This window comes from Photobacterium sp. HL06 (assembly GCF_059552575.1).
On the sequence record NZ_CM183915.1, the window covers coordinates 1,570,452 to 1,591,460 of the forward strand.

The window sequence follows — 21,009 nt, forward strand, 5'->3', positions numbered from 1 at the left end:
ACAGACCGTGGCTTGATGGAGATCTTTCAATAAACTGTAGGGTAATTTTTGTCGTTTATCGCTCCGTATTGGTATAGAACCGCTGCCGGTATTGCTCTGGTGTGCACTGGGCATGCCGTTTGAATAAGGTGATAAAAGGGGAAGCCTGATGATAGCCCAAGGTTAGGGCTATTTCCTTTACTGACATGCCCTTGCGTAATAAATGTAACGAGTAAATAAACTTACGGCGCTGCCGCCATTCGGTGAAACTCATTCCTAGCTTGTCCTGGCAGTGTCTCGCTAGGGTCCGCTCCGTCGTATGGAGTTGGTTCGCCCAGTCTTTGATCGTTTTGGGTGTCGTTGGGTTCAGTTCCAGTTCCTGTAAAATAGGTTTAAGCAGCTTGTCATCGCTATTGGGCAAGAATTGATCGTGCTCCTTGGCTTTTAAGACCTGATCCAGCAGGACTTTTACCAACCGCAAATCTTGCTCCGACTCCGGTACGGCAATGCGTCTGTCTTTCAGATCGCCAATGATTGCCTCCATGATAGGGCTGACTTCGAGCAAGCAGGCATAGCGGGGAAGAGCATCGGCCAGTGGTGATACGATATTCATCGAACAGTAATTTAAGCTGCGCCGCATATAGCTTTCGTGCTCGATACCTGCGGGCACCCAAACCGCATATTGTGACGGTGACAGAAAGCGCTTCTCATCGGTAGTGAGCTCGAGAATACCACCATTGATCAGTTGCAGCTGGCCCCACGAGTGGCTATGCCTCGGAGTGGTGGTATTGGGAAGAAATACTTCGTGACCAAAGAAAATCTCTCCTGGGGGATTATTGTTATCAAATAATGGCTGGTAGATTTTCTTCATCTTAAGTTTGTTTCTATACAGGGTGGAAGTAGCTAAGTTAATCAGCGATTCGTAGCTTGGCAAGGATTTATCTTTATTGTGCCTACCAAAATATACAGGCGTAACAGTTCTTCAGTTTTGATGGGGGCTATAGCGAAGGCTAGACTTATCAGATCATTCTACTTTCACGCATCAAGCTTATTTTGTTGGCGAGGAGGAGCACCTTATGACGGTTCAGGTTAAAAAATTCTATCACCAGGATACATCCACCCTGAGCTATATTGTGTTTGATTGTGTCGGTGGCCATGCTGTTGTGATCGATAGTGCCTTAGATTTTGCCGTGAACTCTGGCAAGGTGAGGACTTGCTTTGCTGATCAGATCATTGCCTTTATTCGAAACAAAGACCTGATGTTGGACTGGGTATTAGAAACCCATGCGCACGCTGATCACCTCTCGGCGGCAAGTTACATAAAGGATCAGCTTGGCGGGAAGATTGCGGTGGGTAAAGGGATTATAGAGGTTCAAAGTGCGTTTAAGGATCTACTCTCTATCCCTGATGAAGACTTGGTTGATGGCCGTGATGGTTTTGACCACTTGTTTGATGACAACGAGAACTTTTCGTTTGGCACTGTAACGGGTCAGGTGCTAGCAACACCGGGCCATACAACTGATAGCGTTACTTATGTGATTGAGGGAAATGCTTTTGTTGGTGATACCCTGTTTATGCCTGATTTTGGTTCGGCGCGCTGTGATTTTCCCGGAGGGGATGCGGCACAGCTGTACGAGAGCATCCGGCGGATCTATGACTTGCCAGATGAGACTAAATTATGGGTTTGCCATGACTACCAGCCAGGTGGCCGTGCTCTAGCTTGTTTAACGTCCGTTGCAGAAAGTAAAGCTGAGAATATTCACCTCAACCACTGTGTGACAAAAGATGAGTTTATTAAGTTTCGGCGAGAAAGGGATAGTCAGCTCGATGCCCCGAAACTGCTGTACCCTTCGGTACAGGTGAATATTAGGGCTGGGCAGCTCCCTGAGCGATTTTTCAAAATCCCCGTTAGGTTCTCGTGAACTGAATATAGAGATTGTTCGACTTACGTGTCGCTGTTGGGGGATAAATAAGGGTGAGGCTTCCCACCCTTATTTTGTTGATGTATGGCTAGTGACTGAACTGATCCAGTAGTTCCTGTTGTTGTTTTGATTGCTCCTGAATGGACTGGCTCATGTTATGTGTATCGGTTGCACTTTGGTTAAGTGCGGCAGTGGCTGTGAGAAGTGCATCGGAGTTGCGGTTGATTTCTTCGGTTGCTGAACTCTGTTGCTCGGCAGCGCTGGCAATTTGAAGTGTCATGCCAGAGATTTGCTCAATGGCGCCGTTGATTTTATTTAGTGAATCTCTGGCAAGTTCAGCCTCTTCAACGGTATTTTGGGCTCTAGTGCGACTGGTCTCAATCACGTCGACTGTCTCGTTGGTTTTTTCGCGAAGTATACCTATCATGGTGTTAATCTCGCTGGTGGCGTCCTGAGTCCGAGAAGCAAGGCTTCGAACTTCATCTGCCACTACGGCAAAGCCACGTCCTTGTTCCCCAGCTCTGGCAGCCTCTATGGCAGCATTCAGTGCTAGCAGGTTTGTTTGATCGGCTATGGCGCTGATAACACTAGTAATGGATTCAATTCCCTCACTGTGCTCGGCAAGAACATTGACTGTCTGGCGGGCTTGCTCAAGTTGTTCCGACAGGGCATTGATCGCGACTGCGGTATTATGCACGATGTCACAGCCCTCAGATGCAGCGTCATTGGCATCTTCTGTGTAGTGCGCCACTTGTTGGGCGTTGTTGGCAACGTCGCTAGAGGTTGTTGCCATCTCATTGATAGATGCCGCGAGTTGATCAATTTCTTGGCGTTGGTTTGAGATATGGCAGGCTGCGTCGCCAGCGGTTGTCTTGGCCGACAGGCTGGTGTCGCGCAAGCTGCCGCCGATAGCCTGAATTTCGATAATCAGTTTTTGCAGTGAGTCCATGAAGTGATTGAAGTTATCGGCTAAATCTTGAAATTCATCGCCGCTGCGGGTGTGGATGCGCTGGCCGAGGTTTGCTTTGCCACTGGCTATCTGGCGCATGGCATCGCTAATTAATTGCATTGGTTTAAGCAGCCGTGCAATGACCATCTGGTAAAAGATAAAACAAAGCGCTGCCGTACCGAGTGTAAAGCCAATAATGAGATTTTGCATTTGGCTGACGGATGCATAGGCGGCTGAAGAGTCCATCACCATGCCGACTTTCCAGCCTGCCCCTTTGATATTGACTGGTGCAAAAGAGAGCAGTTTATCTTCGCCGGCTATTTGGGCAACCTGAAGTTTGTTCTCCATTGCAGGCGTTTGTCCAAAAAGATCAGAAAGCGGCTTGCCATTATAATCGGGGTTTGGATGGCTAATGATCATCCCGTCACTTCCTACGAGGTAGGCATAACCGTTGTTGCCTAAGGAGTGGTGATTAAGGATTGTCAGCAGAGCATCTAATTCAATTTTACCGTTGACGACCCCATCAATGCCACGGGAGTCGGTAATCGGTGCCCCTATTGCGATCATCAGTTTCTGTGTTTTGGTATCGAGATACGGCCTTTTGATATTAATGTCGCCTTTTGCTCTGGCTTCCTTGTACCAAGAGCGCTTTCGTGCGTCGTAATCCTTTTTATTGAAAGGATGGTTAATAATAAGATTTGGTCGATCTTCGAGGCCTACATAGGCTACTGAAAACTCCTCCTTGAGCAGTGGTAGGTCGATGAGCTTTTGAATATCCTGATCATTAGCTGCCTGCGAAATGCCTTGCCGTAGCATTCGAACTTGCTTCTCTTTACCCTGTAACCAGGTGCCAATGTGGTTGGCCATGGAAGCTGAGTACGTTTCCATACGGTGGGTGACATTCTCGGTAATATCTTTGTATGAGTTGTAATAAAGAACAGCTGACAGTGCAGCAATGGCACCTGTCGCAATTAATGTGCTTGAAATAACCAGTTTATGGGAAAACTTCATTGTTCAAAATCCTGATCAGAAGTAGCTATTAACAATTAGCGTAATAAAATCATCTCGGAGATATTCAATAATGGTTCTGAGCATTCATTAACCATAACCACTGAAGTTGTAACGGCTGAAGTGTGTTGTTGCCATACATGAAAAGTGTATTCATAAAATGGAGTGACCTTATTTCTATCGATTACAATAGAAAACAAGGAATATAGCTTAAAGCAAACAACAGCGTACTTTGGGTTTAACTTAATGACTGCTTGAACATATGGCTTTATTTTGACTAATCTCTCACTAATATATGACTACTTTATTCGATGTTATGCATATGTTCTGTGGCAAAGATCTCGCTTTCTCTGTGTTTTTAGGAGGTTGAAGCTCAGAATTTGAAGTTAAGTATAAAATGGTTGTACCCGGGTAGTTTGATAATGAGAAGCCAGCTTCTGAAGTTGTGACTCCATCACTGACAACGCTTTGCCCCCCTACATGTAATGATTCATATTCTTCTTGCCGCTATGAAAGCATGCAGCTAGCTTAACCAACTGATTTAGTTTAATTCCTTAGTCAAAAAGTGCAGTTGATCGGCGACAGGATAATCATTTAAGGTCATCTGACAGCGGTAGCCATGTTTTTCATAAAAGGGTTTTGCCTGAAAGCTGAACGTATCAACCAGTACAGAACTGCAACCATTTTGTTTTGCATGCTCCTCCAGTGTTGCTAATAACCCAGAGCCAATACCCTGGTGTTTGATACTCTGATCAACCCATAAAAATTTGATTAACAGCCAATGCCCCCAGATCCGCCCTGTGATACCGCCAACTTTGGCCCCATCCGCCGCATAGGAAAAACATGCAACTTCGTTATCACTAATATCACCAAGAAACGGTAGGTTGTGATGCCTCAGCCCCTGACGTATTTCGAAGATATCCTCATCGCTGGGGTTCTCTGTAATGATAAATTCCATTTTATGCCTCAGTTACGGTTAGCTTGAATAAAGAGTTATTGACAGAATACAATAAAAGACCTTAATTCAAATAGCTAATATTTTTAACAGTCTTGAGAAGGTGATAAATCATATATCAACACAAATTATACTTATTGGGCAGGTTGATCATAAAATAGCAATATATTTTTGTCGTTTAGTATCCGCATTAGAAATAACCTTATAAAAGCTGCTCTTTATTAGCTTGATATGATAAACACTATTACAATCTGAGCCTTGAATAATCACTAATTGTTGAATGTTTTCTGGCTCTGATGGTTTGTAAGCCGGCTGCTGTTGACTCTGCCCCATAGGACATACTTTAAGGTGTATGCCTTTATATGCTTACAAGGTCAACAATGAATAATCAAAAACGTCATTTCCTCGTCATCGCTGCTGCATCTAGAGGAGCAAGGATTTTTATCAAAAATGCTTTGATGCAGGGGCATGATGTAACCGCTATGTGCCGGGCACAAAGTGATCAAGATGCTTTGAGTCGAATGAGCAAAATTCTAACGGAAACAAAACTAACTGCGGGAAATATGACTTTGGCACAAAATAAGGGAGTTCTGAAAGCAACCAATATCAGCATACTAAGCGCTGAATCATACAAAACTATCCTTACTAATGACTCTTCAATCAATGCTATTTGCTGCTTTGTTGGTGTAACCAAAGTAAGAGATATGCTTAATTCACAGTATTCAATTTATACAGATACCATTGGGGCAGTTGTCGAGGGGATGAAGCAAAGCCGGTGGGTAGAGACATTCTATCATGGCTCTGTAGGCACAGAAGGTCTTCCTGGCGCATCCGTGACAGCTTGGCCTGCTAACTACAATGTAATAGCTAATATACTACCTGTTATTTTTCCTGTTTATAGAAATGTCACCGAGAGTGAAGCTATTCTCGCTCAAGCAGCCACTGAAGGGCTAGAGTTTGTGATTTTTCGACCTGCTGCACTCAAAGACAGTCCAGCGAAAAGGCACTATGGCTATAGTTTTGATACAACAGGATTAGACAAAGCAGATCTTCCACTTAAACATGCCAAGATCAGCATCAGTAGAGAGGACGTAGCAGAAGAAATTTTACGAGTAACAACGCTACCAGAGCTGGAACGAAAAGAATGGCATGGGCATGGTGTGTATCTTGTCGATATGAAAAAAAGCTATACCATCCACTAATTATAAAGAGACTGGGTAGTTAATTGTGTACTGTGCAGGGGAATGTGTTCCTCTGCACAATGCTAAATCTAAGGTTTGTGGACTTTATTTATTGCTTATTAGCAAGTGATTGCGCAATAGTTCTAAAAGCGGCTATAGCATATTCCATGCTCTCATAGCCGTTATCCATAAAGCCGATGTCAGCACTGTTTTTCACAATAACCACATCAATCTTTCGGTTTATGTAAATGTATTGACCGTAAATGCCCATAGCTAGAAACTCTTCATCCGCGTCTTCAGGTATCCACCACTGGTAGCCATAACCCCAACGTGTATCAGCATTATCTCTTTTACCTGGTATTAAATGGGGGGCATCAGGTGTAATACTGTCTTCAATCCACTGAGCGGGAATAATTTGTTCCCCATTTAACCGGCCGAAATCACGATAAAGTTTACCCATACGAAGATAATCACGGCTTATCAGGTTTAATCCTCCCAGTACCATAGGCTCACCTGTGCTGTCGGTAATATATATGGCATCACGTTCAGTATCTAATTTCGACCAAAGTTGTTCATTGAAGTAATCGATAATCTCCATACCTGTTGCTGCTCGCAACACCATGCCTAACACATGAGTATCAATACTCACATAAGACATATAAGTACCTTGTTCTCGAAAGCTCGTTAGCGACGCTGCAAATTCATCAAAGCTACCACCCAACGCCATAATCCGACCAAATCGATTTATATCACTGTTAAAATCACCATAATCTTCATTGAAAAAGATACCACTGGACATTTGTAGTACGTTTTTAATACTGACACCGTCGTAGCCAGAACCGATTAAGCTCGGTACATACTTTGTGACTGGCTCATTTAAATCTGTAATCAAACCGTCTTTTACTGCGACACCAAAAATTGCACTGAGAAACGACTTGGCCATTGACCAAGAAATTCGTTGATCAAACTCACCGGTGCCTTGGTAATATTGTTCAAAAGTAATGTTATTACCTTTCATAACCACTAAAGCTGTTGTACTTGAGCGTGTTAGCCAACGCTGCATGTCAAACATTGTATCTTGATAGACAAACTGCTGAGGAAGGGGAAAAGGTTGTTGGCCTAGCTTATCAACAGTCCCTGAGCGTTTAATGGTTTTTGCCGGAGCAAGTTGCTTCATATTGGAGAAGTTGTTGACGATCACATCATGATCGAATAAGCGAACTGTATGATAAAGCTGCAATAACTCATTTTTATAAAAACCTGCAACGCTCAAAGCGAGGAGCAAGACTACGGATGTATAGCCAATCAGTTTTTTCACCGTTAATCCCTTAAGTTAATTTAATATGTTATCCCTTTTGTACTGAGTCTAGCAGCCTTGAGTTTACCTATAATCCAGTTGTTTAGCTTTTCTCCAAGAGCATCTATGTATATATGCTTCGCATACCCGGCGTATCAGTCATCTAGTTCAATATTACTGAGCTGGTAAAATGTATTTCTCCCCAAGAGTGAGCTTGATATCTTTCTCCCAGCACTCCGCCATATAGTTAATAAACTGACGCACAACTGGCAGCTGGTAACTCCTTGACAAATACACCGCCCAAAGGGAACTGTTTGGAATGGTATAGTCGGTTAACAAGGGAGTAAGCTGGCCACGGCATATAAGGGGATTGGCTAAATCACAAGGTAAGCGCACAATGCCTTTGCCGCGAATGGCTAATTTGGAAAGCGTACCTAAGTCATTCGCTTTCATATTGCCTTTAACATCCACCGAGTAATGCTGGTTATCTTGAATAAAGTTCCACCTTGTTGCCCCCAAATGAATGAAACAGTTATGTTCACGCAGATCATTGGGCACATTTGGTATCGAGTGCTGCTGTAGGTAAGCGGGAGAGGCGCAAACTACCGAATCGATCACCATCAACTTTCTGGCAATCAAATTCTCATCAGGTTGGTTCGTAAAGCGCAGAGCAATATCAATACGCTCGTCAACGAGCTGAGAAAAGCTATCCGACGCCAGGATCTCAATCGTCACATCAGGATTATTCTCGGTAAACTCCTCAACCACGTCAAGCAGTAAGCCTTGCGCCAACCCTATCGGTGATGCAATTCGAATGGTTCCCGATAAATGCTGGGACTGGTGCAATGCGTTGACTTCGAGTTCAGCCGTCTCGTGCAGGATCTGTTCACAACGTCTTAATGTCTCTTCTCCCGCTATCGTTAGGCTGACTTTACGAGTCGTCCGATGTAACAGTCTCTGTTGTAGCCACGACTCTATCTCCTGAACATGCCGTGAGACTTGCAAGCGACTAAGCTCAAGTTGCTCGGCAGCTTTCGTAAAACTAGCTGAATTTGCCACTTCAACAAAGCTGCGCATTGCCGTTAGTCGATCCATATCGCCCTCATTAGTAACTTGTATTGATACAATCTACATCAATAATTGATATTTATCGCAAAATAGTCATCTATTAGACTGCAATTGTCGTCGAGAGACAGATTAATTATGAGGAGAGGCAAGATGAAAATTGCAGTATTAGGTGCTTCAGGCTGGATCGGTAATCACATCGTTAGCGAAGCTAAAGCACGAGGTCATGAAGTGGTGGCCCTGGTTCGTGATACCAACAAAATAGAAGATCCAAGCCTTGAAGTACGTCAGTTTGACCTGCTCGATAGCAATGCAGACTTGGCTCAAGCAACCAAAGGCGTTGATGCTGTGATTTCTGCCATCGGTGGGCGCTCTGCCGGTAATCACGAGATTGTAAGAAATACTGCTCAAAAGCTACTGGCTGAACTGCCGACAGCTGGGATCAACCGACTTCTTTGGGTTGGTGGCGCGGGTTCACTAGAAGTTGCACCAGGCGTTGAGCTGGTGACTGTCCCTGAATTCCCAGCAGAATATAAAGATGAAGCTGGCGCAATGGGAGAAGCACTAGATGTGTTCCGGACGTCAAATAGCGAACTTAATTGGACATTTATCTGCCCGGCTGCAGAGATTTTCCCAGGAGAAAAACAGGCACTATACCGCATTGGTGGCGAGCAGCTGCTAGTCGACGATAAGGGAGCTAGCCGAATTTCCGTGAGTGACTATGCCGTTGCGATGATTGATGAGCTTGAAGCAGGGAAATACCCAAGTCAGCGTATTGGTGTGGCTTACTAAATCTTGCCCATATTCTCAGCCACATCACTATTTTGTTATGTAGCTGAATTGTTTAAAAAAGCCTCCCCAGAAGGGAGGCCGAGCTTATAGCGAGAGTTACAAAAGAAGCTCAAAATGAGACCGGCAGTTTCGTCAAAATTGAATAAAGAATGGCAGTATTAACGTCATCAAAAAAAATCCCGCGACCCAGAGCAAGGCCAAGAAGATGAAAATCCCACCTGCCTGAATCAACAAACGCCTAATGCCGCTAATGTTCTTCATGATGGCTAACCTTGAACCAGATGGCATATAGAGCCGGCAGGAACAATAAAGTCAGAACGGTGCCAATTGCCGTACCACCAATGAGAGTGAAAGCCATAGACCCCCAAAATATTGAATGGGTTAGCGGTATAAAGGCTAATACGGCAGCTAGAGCTGTAAGAATGACGGGGCGAGAGCGCTGTACTGTCGCTTCTATGACTGATTCATATTGAGTCATACCGGATTCTAGATTGTCTTTGATTTGCTGGATTAAGATCAGTGTGTTTCGCATCAGAATGCCTGACAAACCAATCAAACCAAGAATGGCATTGAAACCGAAAGGCTGATCGAACAGTAGCAATGTAGGAACAGCGCCAATCAACCCTAGAGGTGCCGTAAGGTAAACCATTGTCATCGCAGAAAATGAACGAACCTGAATGATTATCACCAGTAGAGTCAGCAGTAGCATGATAGGGAAGACCGGTAATAGCGCCTTATTAGCCTTCTTTGACTCTTCTATAATCCCGCCTTCTTCAATTGAATAGCCCGATGGCAGATTATTGATTATCGGAATCAACGCATTTTGTATCTCGGATGACACCTGATTGGGTTGCACACCTTTCGCAACATCACCTCGCACAGTGATGGAGGGAATACGGTTTCTGCGCTTAAGCACGGGGTCTTCAGACGCAATTTCGACCTGGCCAACCTGGCTTAAAGGGATGATCTTTCCGCTTGAATTAACCAGGTTAAAGTCCTGGAACAGGCTTGGATCGAAGCGTTCGTCGCCGGAGCTGCGAGCAAAAATACCTACGTTACGAATATTTTCGCGCATCGTGGTAACTGTGATCCCGCTAACCAAAAACTGTAGCTGTTCAGAAACTTCTGCTGATGACATGCCAATCTGACGCAGACGCTCATGATTAATAACAAAATGCGCTTTTGGCTGACGCTCGCCCCAATCATGATTCACGCTGCGCATGTTCTGATTGGCGCGCATAACATTAGCAACTTGCCCCACAATCTGACGAAGCGTATCGGTATCAGGGCCCATGACGCGGAATTCAACTGGATATGGGGTGTATGGCCCGAACACCAACTGAGAAACACGCACTTGGGCTTCTGATGCCAGTCCCTGCTGGATTTCTTGCCGTAGCCTTAGCATCAGGCGATCTCTGGCCTCTTGATCTGGCGTTAATACGACAATCTTAGAAAATGCTGGATCGGGTAGTTCTGGGTTGTAAGAGAAGAAGAAACGCGGAGCACCTTGTCCAACATAAGAGGTGACAACTTCAGCCTCCGGTTGCTCTTTTAGCCAAGACTCAACTATCATGGTTGCTGCATCTGTCAGGCCAATCGAAGAGCCTTCTTGCATTTGAAGCTCGACGAGCACTTCTGGCCTGTCAGAGTTAGGAAAGAACTGCTGTTGAACAAAACTCATTCCAAAGCCAGAAAGCATAAACAGACTGAAAACAATACCTGCGACAGAGAACTTGCGTTTGACGGTCCATTTCACTAACCGGCGGAACCTTTCATAATTTGGCGTAGAATAAATCGCATCATGCCCCCCTGATACCTTTTTGATATTTGGCAACAGTTTTACGCCCATATACGGTGTAAATACAACGGCAACAAACCATGAAGCAATCAGAGCGAAGCCGACTACCCAGAAGATGTTTCCTGCATATTCGCCAGCTGTCGAACGGGCAAAGCCGACAGGCATAAGGCCGATGACGGTAATAATTGTTCCAGAAAGCATCGGGGCTGCTGTGTGGCTCCATGAATAGGCGGCTGCTTTGGCCCTATCCATACCTTCTTCCATTTTTACGACCATTGTTTCAATCGCGATAATGGCGTCATCAACTAAAAGGCCTAATGCTAAAATCAGTGCTCCCAAGGTTATACGATCAAATACGCGGTCAGTGATGAGCATGATGACAAACACGATTGCTAACGTAAGCGGAACGGCCGCTACAACAACAATTCCGACTCGCCACCCCATACTTATCAAGCTCACCAACATGACGACTGAGATAGCCGCCACGAATTTGAGCATGAACTCATCTACCGCATTGTCGATGTTGACGGCTTGATCTGTTATTTTGCTAAATGTCATACCGATAGGCAGTTCGCCGGTTATTATATTCGCTTCATGGCTTAAGGATTCGCCAAGCTCAAGACCGTTCCAGCCATCACGCATGATGACCCCAAGAACAATGGCAGGCTCGCCTTCGTGACGAATGGTAAAGGTAGCGGGATCTTCATATCCTCTCTCAACGGTTGCCACATCTTTAAGCTTGAATGTTCGACCATTACCTGAAATTGCCGTATTACGTATTTCATCAACATCGTCAAAGGAGCCATCAAGGCGAACAAACACCCTTGGGCCATCGGTTTCGATTGAACCTGAGGGAGTTAGCCTGTTTTCATTTTGTAGGGCAGAAAAAATAGCTTTAGGGCTTACACCTAAGTTAGTGAGATGGGCATACGAAAATTCAACAAAAATGCGTTCAGGTTGCTCGCCTAAAATATTGACTTTTTTCACACCCGGTACATGCAGCATTTGCTGTCTAAGCTCTTCCGCTTTGCGCGAGAGGTGACGCATAGGAAGTTCTGGTGCTTTTAACGCATAAAGCGCGAAAGTGACATCGGAGTATTCATCATTAACGAATGGACCCATAACGCCACGCGGTAATGTTCTTGCCTCATCACCAAGCTTCTTTCTGGCTTGGTAGAATTGCTTGTCTAGTTCTTCTGGCGGCATTGAGGATTTCAAGATAAGCGTCATCAAGGCCATGCCGGGCCTGGTGATGGTTCTGACATGATCATACCATTGCAGTTCTTGTAGCCTCTTTTCCAGCGGCTCAGCAACTAAATTCTGCATCTCTTCCGCAGTAGCGCCAGGCCATACTGTAGTAACCGTCAGAACTTTAATCGTAAACGCAGGATCTTCTGCCCGCCCGAGTTTTAAGAAGGCGAAGGTACCAGATAATATAACGGCGATAATGAGAAACAACGTAATTGATTTCTCTCGTACAGCTAAAGCCGAAAGATTAAATCCACTCATAGTGCCACCTTCTGACTACCAGCGACACGAACAACTTTACCGTCGTGTAAACGGTGAACGCCCATTGCCGCGATTAGTTCACCGGCTTTAAAATCACCACGGATACTGGCTGTCTCAGCGGAAATTCGACTGATTTCCACCCGGCGTAAATTTACTGTGGAGCTTTCTTCGTCAAGTACCCAGACAGCACTGCCTTGGCCATCGTCATACAAAGCACCGATCGGCACCAAGACGTTATCCTGATCGGCCGGAAGACTCAGGGTAATACTCACGGTCGATCCCAAAGGAGGTTCATTACCGCTTTCCAAGACATAGCGAGCTTGATAGGTTCGAGTCACTGAATCGGCAGAATTGGATAACTCTCGAAGATAGGTTCGGGCAGAGGGGATCTCAGAATTAAAGAAATTGGCTGTCGCTTCAGAGCCCAATGCTGGGCGCAACGTTTCTGGCAGAGCAACTACCGCCTCTCTCAGGCCGTCTTTAGCGAGCTTCACAACAAGCTGACCGGCCGATACGACTTGCCCAGGCTCTCCATGAGTACTGACCACAATACCATCAGCATCGGCGACTAGCTCAGAGTACTTGTTGGCATTTTCTACTACAGATGCATTGGCTTCAGCCATTGCCAGTTGAGCTTTTGCGCTGCGCAAGGCGGCTAAAGCGTGATCATAAGATTGTGCCGATACCGACCCCTTCTTAACTAGGCCGCGCATCCTTTTTTCATCTGTTTGGGCTTTGAATAAATTGGCTTTTGCTGCATCCACGGCCTTGCGGGAGGCGATGACTTGCAAATCAAGGTCTTCAGTGTCCAGCCGCATCAAGGCTTGGCCTTTTTTCACATGCTGACCGGAATTCACTAAGCGTTCTGTGATTTTGCCTGAGACCCGAAAGCCTAAGTCACTTTGAACCCTAGCTTCTACGGTGCCTGTAAATGTTCGCTGTTGGCTGGTATCGGGCTTAACCGCGACAAACTGTACCAGTGATGGCTGCAACCTGGGATCTGTCCCGGTTTCAGCCTCTGCACCACAGCCAGTTAGTACCAGCGTCCCAACAGCGAATAATATGAGTAAACGTAACATAACAACAAAACTCCTTAGTCTAGGAGTTTTATTATTGGTTACAAGTTACAAAAAATCAAACTTGTAACCTGTGTTTTTTTATATAAGTTATACCGAGAGGCTTCGAAGCACCATGTTGGTCAGGGCAGCGAGGCTTTCTTCCAGCATTTCCGGTTCTTTTTGTTCAAGCAGTAATGGGTTTGAAATCGGGATCATTGCGTCAACGATACCTCGGCAAACTTCATCGAGAGGGGCTTTGCGATCAAATACACCTTCTTCTCGACCATCAACAATGATTTGTTCAATCACAGAAAAGAGTACGGCTTGGTGATTGGTATTGGCGCACCAGTTATTGGCACTGCTCAAGGCTGCTATTTCATGCAGTTTTCGCTCTTCGAAAAACAGCTCTAAGCTCTTTTCCATCAGTGTTTTAAAGGTTAGTCTCAGTCGAGTTGTTGCGCTCGATTCCAACTTAGATATTGCTATTAGCTCATCATCTATTTTGCCTAGTGTTTCAGCGCAGACGGCTTCGGCAATATCTTGCTTAGATGAGAAAAATTTGTAGATGTAGGCATTAGACACGCCAATCAACTTAGCGATATCACCAACGGACGTTTTGCTGTATCCATAGTGGCGAAAATGCTCCTTGGCCGTGTTGATGATTTGTTCTCTGCGTTCATGGCCTTCAGGGCCTCGTTGCGGAAGCGGGACTTTTTTTGCAGGATTCATAGATACCCTAACCTTGGTTACAAAATTCAATATTTGAAACTATCATAGTGTAATTTTAGGGAGGGATCTATTTATTGGCACTCGCCTGTGTTGCTGTGATCCACTTTCAGCGGACAACGGTTTTGGAACAGGCTTGTGACTTGACAGGTAAATGCATATGCATGTATTCTTTTCGTATGAACGATAATATGACTGATAGTATGGCGGGCGAACAGCTGCCTTGTTTGAACCTGAACCATAGAAAAGCGACACGGGTGCTAAACCGTATCTACGACGAACACTTGTCGCGAGCTGGGGTGAATGTTGGCCAGTTCAGCATTTTGCGCGCGGTCTCAACGTTGGGTGAAACCACTAACAAAGAGCTGCAGTCACTGCTGGCCATGGATCAAACCACGTTAACCCGAAACCTAAAACCACTGTTGCGTGATGGACTGCTTCTGGCGACCCCGGGAGAAGATCGTCGTCAGCGTATACTCACGTTAAGTGAGCATGGGCAAGCTGTCTATCGTGATGCCAAAGTTCACTGGCAGCAAGCACAACAAAAGATCTATCAACACCTGGGGCCGGAGCGCTGCCAGCAACTATTGGAGCTGAGCCAGGCAATCGTGAGTTTGAATAAATAGTATTGCCTCTTATTAGGCATGCACTAGGACCAACGCTCTTTACAGACTGAGATGCTGTGAAGAGCATTTCGATTGTTCAGTTTTTTTAACTTAAAGCATGCATATACATATATAGGAAAATAGGAAAATAGGAAAATAGGGAAATACTATGACATACGATGACAACATTAAACGTAGCTCTTGGGCTCTGGTGACAGGTGCATCAGGAGGGATTGGGTTGGCTTATGCCGAGGAACTGGCAAAGAACAAACAGCCGGTTATTTTGGTTGCCAGAAATGAAGACAAACTCATAGAGCTCAGTAAACAATTAAACCAGCAATATGGTGTGGAGACCAAAGTCATTGCTGCCGATCTTTCCTCTTCGCAAGGTATACAAAAGCTTATCAGTGAGACTGATGAGCTGAAGGTGGACGTGTTAATTAATAATGCCGGAAAGGAAGAGTCCGGGCATTTTTTGTCATTACCCATTGATGAGATGCTCAGCTCGATTGCATTAAACTGTTCAGCACCATTACTGCTTACTCACCACTTCGCCAACAAAATGGCGAGGCAGGGAGGCGGTAACATTCTCTTCATTTCCTCTATTGTTGCCTTTCAAGGTGTGCCTTTGATTGCGAATTATGCTGCAACAAAGTCTTACCTATTAACCTTTGCTGAAGGTATTGCGTTAGAGCTGGAATCGCAAGGAGTCAACATTTCCATTGCCGCTCCGGGTTTTACCAAAAGCAACCTGGCACCGCATCAAAAATTTTGAAGATACCCCGTTCAAACCATTAGAAGCTGAGTTTGTCGCCCGTTACACCTTAAAGAAACTCGGTAAACAACGACTGATCATTCCTGGCTTCATTAATAAAGTTCTATTCTATTCCGGAAAATACCTGCTACCTCGTCGGAGAAATTCTAAGTCTTTCGGCAAGGTATTTAGTTTGGTACTCAGGGATAAACTGGCGATTAAAAATCCGACAAAGGTGAAAGCATGACAGCTAATTTAACTCTGTATGTGAACCCGGTGACCGTCAATAGCCTAAAAATGCTTTTGCTCTGTAACGCATTAGGTATCAAACCTGATTACAAACGCATTGAATTGCATCGAGGAGAACAACAGTCAGAACCGTTCCTTCAGCTTAACCCTGAAGGAAAGGTCCCTGTATTGGTTGAGGGTGATTTCGTCCTCAATGAATCTAATGCGATATTGCAATACCTCGCGAATAAGTACCAGTCACCACTTTGGCCGAGTGACATGAGGGCTCAAGGCGAAGTTCTGAAATGGCTTTTCTGGCAGGCGAGTTATTGGAATGCTGCAGTTGGCATTTTTGGCCATCGCCGTGTGGTTTTACCTCATTGGGGGTTTGAGGTTCGGCAGAAGCTGTCGTCGAAAGAGATGGAACAATTTCATCTCGCCCTGAGTAGGGTTGATCAGATTTTAACGAGCAAACAGGCGCTTGTCGGAAATGACTTTAGCATCGCTGATATTAGCCTTGGAAGTTATCTTTTCTTTACCGAAGAAGCCCAAATTCCCCTTGAGGAATACACCAATGTCTGCCGTTGGTTGGATCAGCTGCGTGAAATGCCTTGGTGGCAGAAAACCCGACAGATGCTATTGGAAATTCTAAATGAACAGGTGCATGAGGAGTAATTGGTTACCGTAGAAACCTGTTTCTGGAGGCCTGCGATTAATGATGATTTAGCCATCAAATATTAAAACAGAGCAATGAAATATGTTCTGGATGCCTTGATAAGGCCAAAAGTGAAGTAAGAGGTTTATATTATGAGACGCGTTGTAGTTACTGGTTTAGGTATTGTTTCTAGTATCGGAAACAATCAAGAAGACGTTTTCCAGTCGTTAAAAAACGGTAAATCAGGCATTAAGTTCAAACAAGAATATAAAGATATGGGGTTGCGCAGCCACCTGGCTGCGAGCATTGATATTGATATCAAGGAGCATATCGACCGTAAGCTGTTACGCTTTATGGGGGATGCGGCGGCCTACGCCTATATTGCGTTGACTGAAGCAATTAAGGATGCTGGCTTGATTGAGGATCAGGTATCCAACGTCCGCACCGGCCTGATTATGGGATCGGGTGGCGCATCATCTTCCAACCTAGTGGAAGCTGCTGATATCTTGCGAAGCAAGGGGGTAAAGCGTATTGGTCCCTACCGTGTAACGCAGACCATGGGCAGCACAATTTCTGCCTGCTTGGCGACACCATTTAAGATCAAGGGCGTCAATTACTCCATTTCGTCAGCCTGTGCCACCAGTGCTCATTGCATTGGATCGGCAATGGAGCAGATCCAGTTGGGCAAACAAGATGTCGTTTTCGCGGGTGGTGGAGAAGAAGAACATTGGACGCTATCTTGCTTATTTGACGCGATGGGCGCTTTATCTACGCGTAATGATTCACCTGATACCGCCTCCAGGGCCTATGACGCTAACCGAGATGGTTTTGTTATTGCTGGTGGCGCTGGCGTGTTGGTGTTAGAAGAGTTGGAGCACGCTAAAGCGCGCGGTGCGACCATTTATGCAGAACTTGTTGGCTATGGGGCAACCTCTGATGGCTACAATATGGTCGCACCCAGCGGCGAGGGCGCAGTACGGTGTATGCAGCAGGCATTAGCCATGGTTAATGGGGATGTTGACTATATCAATGCTCACGGCACTAGTACGCCAGCCGGTGATTTACCTGAGCTACGAGCCATAAGAGAAGTATTTTCTGAACAGGCCCCAAAAATCAGTTCAACCAAGTCATTAACGGGGCACAGCCAAGGCGCAGCCGGTGTGCATGAAGCAATTTATTCACTCATCATGATGAAGAATAACTTTGTCTGTGCTTCTGCCAATATAGAAGAACTAGACGCTGAAGCGGCTAATTTGCCCATCGTTCAAGAGAGTATTGAACACATCAAGTTAGACAGAGTAATGTCCAATAGTTTTGGGTTTGGCGGTACCAATGCATCGCTGATCTTCCAACGCCTTAATGTTTCATAGACCGGAAATAAATCAATATAAGCTGCTTAAACATGACTCACAACGTGTGGTATTTTCCATTCCAATTGAGTTTAGTGTTTAAGGTATAATGCAGTGGTTTAGTCATCGCGTTGCTCACAGCTTAATAGGGCGTGAGCGGATAAACTTTATTGGGCTCGGGCATTTTAATAGGCAGTAAAAATTGAAAGTTTTAATCACAGGTACAGCGGGTAGGATTGGGCGTGCTATCTACATTAACCTAATGAAGAAACACGAAGTCGTTGGGGTAGATAGAACGCCATGCTCGACAGCGGACTATGTTGGAGATATCCGTGATACAGCTTTATTGGCGAAAGCTTTAGAAGGTGTTGAGGTCATTATTCATACCGCAGCCCTGCATGCTCCCCATGTTGGGTTGGTGTCAGACCATGAATTTGAAGAAATAAATATCAAAGCCACGGAGCAGCTAGCCTTATTTGGCGTAAAAAAGGGGGTTAAACATTTTGTATTCACCAGTACCACAGCCCTTTATGGTTTTGCATCAACCCCAGAGGGTATAGCGGGTTGGGTTAATGAAACCGTGACTCCAAGCCCTAAAACGATTTACCACAAGTCAAAGATTAAGGCTGAACAGTTACTAGAAAATATCTCAAACGTATTCAACTTACCTGTTACTGTGCTTCAAATGTCTCGCTGTTTCCCAGAGCCTGCAGACTTAATGGCTGTGTATCGTTTAACGCGTGGTATTGATGCTCGAGATGTCGCGAGTGCTCATGCTTGCGCAGTAGAAAAGCGACTGTCAGGGTTTAGACGTTATATCATTTCCGGAGCAACGCCATTTAATAAAGCATGTTGTGACCAGCTGTATCGAAATGCTGATGATGGTATACGAGAGTATGCCCCAGACCTAGCTGAAGACTTTGCAAACAGAGGATGGTGTTTGCCTAAAACCCTCGACCGAGTTTATGACTCAGCGTTGGCACAACAAGAACTAGGCTGGAGACCTAAATACGGTTATAAAAGTGTATTAAGCCTGCTAGACAATGAATTCGCGGAGGTTCTTCCGGTAATGAGTCGCAGCTAGCAAAGCCTTCAAGGAGGAATACACAATCAAAGCGTATATACAGAACGTATTTACTGGCCGGGAAGCAAAGGGCAATCCTGCAGCTGTCTTGGAGTTCAATGCCTGGCTTTCTGATGAAAAATTGAAACAGTTATCTCGAGAGTTAGCCCAATCAGTTACATCTTTTATTGTTGCTCGTCAGAATCACTATGAAATTCGTTGGTTTGCCGGTGAGGTGGAAATTAATCTGTGTGGTCATGGTAGTTTAGCGGCCGCAGCGACCATTTTTGCTAAAGAGCCTGATCATGGCCCAGTTGTCACACTGGCTAATCCGCATGGCACAATAACAATAACCAAGTGTACTAGCGCCTATACAATGACGATGCCAAGTTGGGAGCCCAAGCGTAATTCAGAGTTGCAAAAGTACAGCAAGTTGCTAGCTCTGGATCCCGTAGATATTTTTGGCACCAGGGATCTAGTGCTGGTTCTGGACAGTGAAGAGCAAGTTCGTCGCTATACTCCTGACTTTGATGCCATTAAAAATATTAGCGATTACCACGCAGTGATTATTACTGCTCAGCAAGGAGCCAATGGCTATGTACTAAGGTATTTCGCTCCTGGTATTGGCATTGATGAAGACATTGCAACGGGTTCGGCTCAATGTTCATTGGTTCCATATTGGTCGCAACAGTTATCGGAAATATCATTGGCAGTTACTCAATTATCACATCAAGGTGGATATTTCCTCGTGACAAAATGCTCAAATGGCCATATCGAACTGACTGTGAATGTTGAGCTACAGCAAGTAATTAAACTTGGCGTTGAACAAGAAATCTAACAGTCAATCAAGCTGCAGTCGTGCGTTATATACCTGCTGTGTTAGGTTGGTTGCTTTTTAATCATGTAATCGGTTGTTAGATTAGGTATCAGGTGGGGATAACGACCGCAGGTCAGGAGTCATAGGTAAAAGGCAGCTTGTATTGTAAAATAGAATTTCATTCAATTGAGTAAAAACAGAAACCATGACAGACGCTATACAACTATTAATGAACATTCGCAGCTTGCGCGCTTTTACTCGTGAATCAATGACACTGGAGCAGCTACAAGAAGCATTGGCAAAACTGACTCAGATTGTCAATGAGCGGACAGCAGAAGAAGAACAAGCTAAAGCAGCAAATAAAGATCATGAAGAAAAATTAGAAGCATATCGTCAAATGTTACTGTCTGACGGTATTGACCCAGAAGAACTGTTAGCTACGGAGGTTAAAACACCCAAGAAACCTCGCGAAGCGCGTCCAGCTAAATATAAGTTCATCAATGAGAAAGGTGAAGAGAAAACATGGACAGGTCAAGGCCGTACACCACGTGATTTAAAGAAAGCCCTTGATGAGGGTGCCAACTTAGACGATTTTCTTATTTAGCGATAATCCAATTCAAAGCCGCGGCTACACACGCGGCTTTTTTCCTATCATAGAGCGGATGTGCTCGTGTAACGGCAATATACGAAAAAGGCCGTATGCCACCTAAATAACCACCGCTGAAATACCAAATAAAGCCATATGATAGAAAGACAGTAGGCCGGTCAACACGATACCTATCGCGATAGCTGCAATATCTACCCACCAGGCAGAGTGGCCCTGATAGGTCGCTGCACCACGTGTGAATACGGAAATCAGGTCAAACACGGCATAGGCGATAAAGCTGCCAAACAACAAAAGGGATGCCAAATCACCATTAATCAAAATATGCCCGCAGGCCCATAGCAAAACGCCCAGTAGCATAGGGTGTTTTATAAGTCGACGTAAGTTACAAGGCACCTGTGAAATAACGATCAGGGTAATGCCTATAGCGACTAACAAGTAAGTCAGGTGACGTAATCCAGGCACTTCAGAATAAATGTGAATATAAGGCGCTGTGGCTTTGCCGTAGATGATCAGTCCCAGCCCGGTTGCTGCAACCAGCGAGAACAGGCCTTTATAACCGTTTTCACCCAGACGTAATTGTAACTTTTCACGCTGTTGGGGAAAGCAGGGTAGCAAATGGGCAGCAAAAAATACCAGTAGTCCGGTGATCATTGACAACATATTCAACTCCTTTTGATGTTGATTTTAAAACC

20 protein-coding genes are annotated in these 21,009 nt (G+C 45.0%); 10 read left to right on the forward strand and 10 right to left on the reverse strand.

The window, feature by feature from the left end:
- Positions 1 to 55: 55 nt before the first annotated feature.
- Positions 56 to 850 (reverse strand): AraC family transcriptional regulator, encoded by a 795-nt coding sequence (locus AC51G0_RS25060; RefSeq protein ID WP_496302284.1) that lies wholly within the window; start codon positions 848 to 850, stop codon positions 56 to 58.
- Between the two features lie 205 nt (positions 851 to 1,055).
- Here AC51G0_RS25060 and AC51G0_RS25065 point away from each other — a divergent pair, with 205 nt between their 5' ends.
- Positions 1,056 to 1,901 carry an MBL fold metallo-hydrolase gene (locus AC51G0_RS25065; RefSeq protein WP_496302285.1) on the forward strand — a complete coding sequence of 282 codons (846 nt, stop codon included), beginning with the start codon at positions 1,056 to 1,058 and terminating at the stop codon, positions 1,899 to 1,901.
- An 88-nt stretch (positions 1,902 to 1,989) separates the two neighbouring features.
- Here the strand turns inward: AC51G0_RS25065 and AC51G0_RS25070 are convergent, their stop codons facing one another.
- The 3 genes from AC51G0_RS25070 to AC51G0_RS25080 all read right to left on the reverse strand — a co-directional run bounded on the left by AC51G0_RS25070 (position 1,990) and on the right by AC51G0_RS25080 (position 5,146).
- On the reverse strand, positions 1,990 to 3,861 hold the full coding sequence (locus AC51G0_RS25070; RefSeq protein ID WP_496302286.1) for a methyl-accepting chemotaxis protein: 1,872 nt from the start codon (positions 3,859 to 3,861) through the stop codon (positions 1,990 to 1,992).
- Between the two features lie 538 nt (positions 3,862 to 4,399).
- The gene (locus AC51G0_RS25075) at positions 4,400 to 4,816 is read right to left on the reverse strand and encodes a GNAT family N-acetyltransferase (RefSeq protein ID WP_496302287.1); all 417 of its coding nucleotides are present in this window, start codon (positions 4,814 to 4,816) and stop codon (positions 4,400 to 4,402) included.
- Positions 4,817 to 4,963: 147 nt separating this feature from the next.
- On the reverse strand, positions 4,964 to 5,146 hold the full coding sequence (locus tag AC51G0_RS25080; RefSeq protein WP_496302288.1) for a hypothetical protein: 183 nt from the start codon (positions 5,144 to 5,146) through the stop codon (positions 4,964 to 4,966).
- A 47-nt stretch (positions 5,147 to 5,193) separates the two neighbouring features.
- Here AC51G0_RS25080 and AC51G0_RS25085 point away from each other — a divergent pair, with 47 nt between their 5' ends.
- A complete protein-coding gene (locus AC51G0_RS25085) occupies positions 5,194 to 6,015 on the forward strand; it encodes an NAD(P)H-binding protein (RefSeq protein WP_496302289.1) in 822 nt (273 codons plus the stop codon).
- Positions 6,016 to 6,103: 88 nt separating this feature from the next.
- Here the strand turns inward: AC51G0_RS25085 and AC51G0_RS25090 are convergent, their stop codons facing one another.
- Positions 6,104 to 7,312: a serine hydrolase domain-containing protein gene (locus AC51G0_RS25090; RefSeq protein ID WP_496302290.1), complete on the reverse strand. Its 1,209-nt coding sequence runs from the start codon at positions 7,310 to 7,312 to the stop codon at positions 6,104 to 6,106.
- Between the two features lie 153 nt (positions 7,313 to 7,465).
- Positions 7,466 to 8,386, reverse strand: coding sequence for a LysR family transcriptional regulator (locus AC51G0_RS25095; protein WP_496302291.1), 921 nt, complete (start codon positions 8,384 to 8,386; stop codon positions 7,466 to 7,468).
- 123 nt (positions 8,387 to 8,509) lie between these two features.
- On the opposite strand from AC51G0_RS25095, the gene AC51G0_RS25100 reads away from it, so the two are divergent.
- Positions 8,510 to 9,148 (forward strand): NAD(P)-dependent oxidoreductase, encoded by a 639-nt coding sequence (locus AC51G0_RS25100; RefSeq protein ID WP_496302292.1) that lies wholly within the window; start codon positions 8,510 to 8,512, stop codon positions 9,146 to 9,148.
- Positions 9,149 to 9,395: 247 nt separating this feature from the next.
- On the opposite strand, the gene AC51G0_RS25105 is transcribed toward AC51G0_RS25100, so the two are convergent.
- The 3 genes from AC51G0_RS25105 to AC51G0_RS25115 form a co-directional block, all read right to left on the reverse strand.
- Positions 9,396 to 12,455, reverse strand: coding sequence for an efflux RND transporter permease subunit (locus AC51G0_RS25105; RefSeq protein WP_496302294.1), 3,060 nt, complete (start codon positions 12,453 to 12,455; stop codon positions 9,396 to 9,398).
- Complete coding sequence (locus AC51G0_RS25110; RefSeq protein WP_496302295.1) at positions 12,452 to 13,534, reverse strand: efflux RND transporter periplasmic adaptor subunit; 1,083 nt, start codon at positions 13,532 to 13,534, stop codon at positions 12,452 to 12,454. The genes AC51G0_RS25105 and AC51G0_RS25110 overlap by 4 nt, the downstream gene beginning before the upstream one ends.
- Positions 13,535 to 13,621: 87 nt before the next feature.
- Positions 13,622 to 14,242: a TetR/AcrR family transcriptional regulator gene (locus AC51G0_RS25115; RefSeq protein WP_496302296.1), complete on the reverse strand. Its 621-nt coding sequence runs from the start codon at positions 14,240 to 14,242 to the stop codon at positions 13,622 to 13,624.
- 188 nt (positions 14,243 to 14,430) lie between these two features.
- Here AC51G0_RS25115 and AC51G0_RS25120 point away from each other — a divergent pair, with 188 nt between their 5' ends.
- The 7 genes from AC51G0_RS25120 (at position 14,431) to AC51G0_RS25150 (ending at position 20,314) form a co-directional block, all read left to right on the forward strand.
- On the forward strand, positions 14,431 to 14,865 hold the full coding sequence (locus AC51G0_RS25120; RefSeq protein ID WP_496302297.1) for a MarR family winged helix-turn-helix transcriptional regulator: 435 nt from the start codon (positions 14,431 to 14,433) through the stop codon (positions 14,863 to 14,865).
- 148 nt (positions 14,866 to 15,013) lie between these two features.
- Positions 15,014 to 15,619: an SDR family NAD(P)-dependent oxidoreductase gene (locus tag AC51G0_RS25125; protein ID WP_496302298.1), complete on the forward strand. Its 606-nt coding sequence runs from the start codon at positions 15,014 to 15,016 to the stop codon at positions 15,617 to 15,619.
- Between the two features lie 222 nt (positions 15,620 to 15,841).
- Positions 15,842 to 16,501, forward strand: a complete 660-nt coding sequence (locus tag AC51G0_RS25130; protein WP_496302299.1) for a glutathione S-transferase family protein — start codon at positions 15,842 to 15,844, stop codon at positions 16,499 to 16,501.
- A 132-nt stretch (positions 16,502 to 16,633) separates the two neighbouring features.
- Complete coding sequence (gene fabB, locus AC51G0_RS25135) at positions 16,634 to 17,851, forward strand: beta-ketoacyl-ACP synthase I (protein WP_496302300.1); 1,218 nt, start codon at positions 16,634 to 16,636, stop codon at positions 17,849 to 17,851.
- A gap of 181 nt (positions 17,852 to 18,032) precedes the next feature.
- Positions 18,033 to 18,914: an NAD-dependent epimerase/dehydratase family protein gene (locus AC51G0_RS25140; RefSeq protein ID WP_496302301.1), complete on the forward strand. Its 882-nt coding sequence runs from the start codon at positions 18,033 to 18,035 to the stop codon at positions 18,912 to 18,914.
- An 88-nt stretch (positions 18,915 to 19,002) separates the two neighbouring features.
- The gene (locus tag AC51G0_RS25145) at positions 19,003 to 19,731 is read left to right on the forward strand and encodes a PhzF family phenazine biosynthesis protein (protein ID WP_496302302.1); all 729 of its coding nucleotides are present in this window, start codon (positions 19,003 to 19,005) and stop codon (positions 19,729 to 19,731) included.
- Between the two features lie 184 nt (positions 19,732 to 19,915).
- On the forward strand, positions 19,916 to 20,314 hold the full coding sequence (locus AC51G0_RS25150) for an H-NS family histone-like protein (protein WP_496302303.1): 399 nt from the start codon (positions 19,916 to 19,918) through the stop codon (positions 20,312 to 20,314).
- 102 nt (positions 20,315 to 20,416) lie between these two features.
- Here AC51G0_RS25150 and AC51G0_RS25155 read toward each other — a convergent pair whose 3' ends face one another.
- Positions 20,417 to 20,977, reverse strand: coding sequence for an NnrU family protein (locus AC51G0_RS25155; protein ID WP_496302304.1), 561 nt, complete (start codon positions 20,975 to 20,977; stop codon positions 20,417 to 20,419).
- Positions 20,978 to 21,009: the final 32 nt, after the last annotated feature.

What these genes read in the sequence shown, in the direction of transcription:
- AC51G0_RS25060 (WP_496302284.1), bottom strand. Translation starts at nt 850, where the DNA reads ATGAAGAAAATCTACCAGCCATTATTTGATAACAATAATCCCCCAGGA.
- AC51G0_RS25105 (WP_496302294.1), bottom strand. Translation starts at nt 12,455, where the DNA reads ATGAGTGGATTTAATCTTTCGGCTTTAGCTGTACGAGAGAAATCAATT.
- fabB (WP_496302300.1), top strand. Translation starts at nt 16,634, where the DNA reads ATGAGACGCGTTGTAGTTACTGGTTTAGGTATTGTTTCTAGTATCGGA.
- AC51G0_RS25095 (WP_496302291.1), bottom strand. Translation starts at nt 8,386, where the DNA reads ATGGATCGACTAACGGCAATGCGCAGCTTTGTTGAAGTGGCAAATTCA.
- AC51G0_RS25065 (WP_496302285.1), top strand. Translation starts at nt 1,056, where the DNA reads ATGACGGTTCAGGTTAAAAAATTCTATCACCAGGATACATCCACCCTG.
- AC51G0_RS25070 (WP_496302286.1), bottom strand. Translation starts at nt 3,861, where the DNA reads ATGAAGTTTTCCCATAAACTGGTTATTTCAAGCACATTAATTGCGACA.
- AC51G0_RS25130 (WP_496302299.1), top strand. Translation starts at nt 15,842, where the DNA reads ATGACAGCTAATTTAACTCTGTATGTGAACCCGGTGACCGTCAATAGC.
- AC51G0_RS25115 (WP_496302296.1), bottom strand. Translation starts at nt 14,242, where the DNA reads ATGAATCCTGCAAAAAAAGTCCCGCTTCCGCAACGAGGCCCTGAAGGC.
- AC51G0_RS25120 (WP_496302297.1), top strand. Translation starts at nt 14,431, where the DNA reads ATGACTGATAGTATGGCGGGCGAACAGCTGCCTTGTTTGAACCTGAAC.
- AC51G0_RS25080 (WP_496302288.1), bottom strand. Translation starts at nt 5,146, where the DNA reads ATGGGGCAGAGTCAACAGCAGCCGGCTTACAAACCATCAGAGCCAGAA.
- AC51G0_RS25075 (WP_496302287.1), bottom strand. Translation starts at nt 4,816, where the DNA reads ATGGAATTTATCATTACAGAGAACCCCAGCGATGAGGATATCTTCGAA.
- AC51G0_RS25150 (WP_496302303.1), top strand. Translation starts at nt 19,916, where the DNA reads ATGACAGACGCTATACAACTATTAATGAACATTCGCAGCTTGCGCGCT.
- AC51G0_RS25100 (WP_496302292.1), top strand. Translation starts at nt 8,510, where the DNA reads ATGAAAATTGCAGTATTAGGTGCTTCAGGCTGGATCGGTAATCACATC.
- AC51G0_RS25155 (WP_496302304.1), bottom strand. Translation starts at nt 20,977, where the DNA reads ATGTTGTCAATGATCACCGGACTACTGGTATTTTTTGCTGCCCATTTG.
- AC51G0_RS25085 (WP_496302289.1), top strand. Translation starts at nt 5,194, where the DNA reads ATGAATAATCAAAAACGTCATTTCCTCGTCATCGCTGCTGCATCTAGA.
- AC51G0_RS25125 (WP_496302298.1), top strand. Translation starts at nt 15,014, where the DNA reads ATGACATACGATGACAACATTAAACGTAGCTCTTGGGCTCTGGTGACA.
- AC51G0_RS25110 (WP_496302295.1), bottom strand. Translation starts at nt 13,534, where the DNA reads ATGTTACGTTTACTCATATTATTCGCTGTTGGGACGCTGGTACTAACT.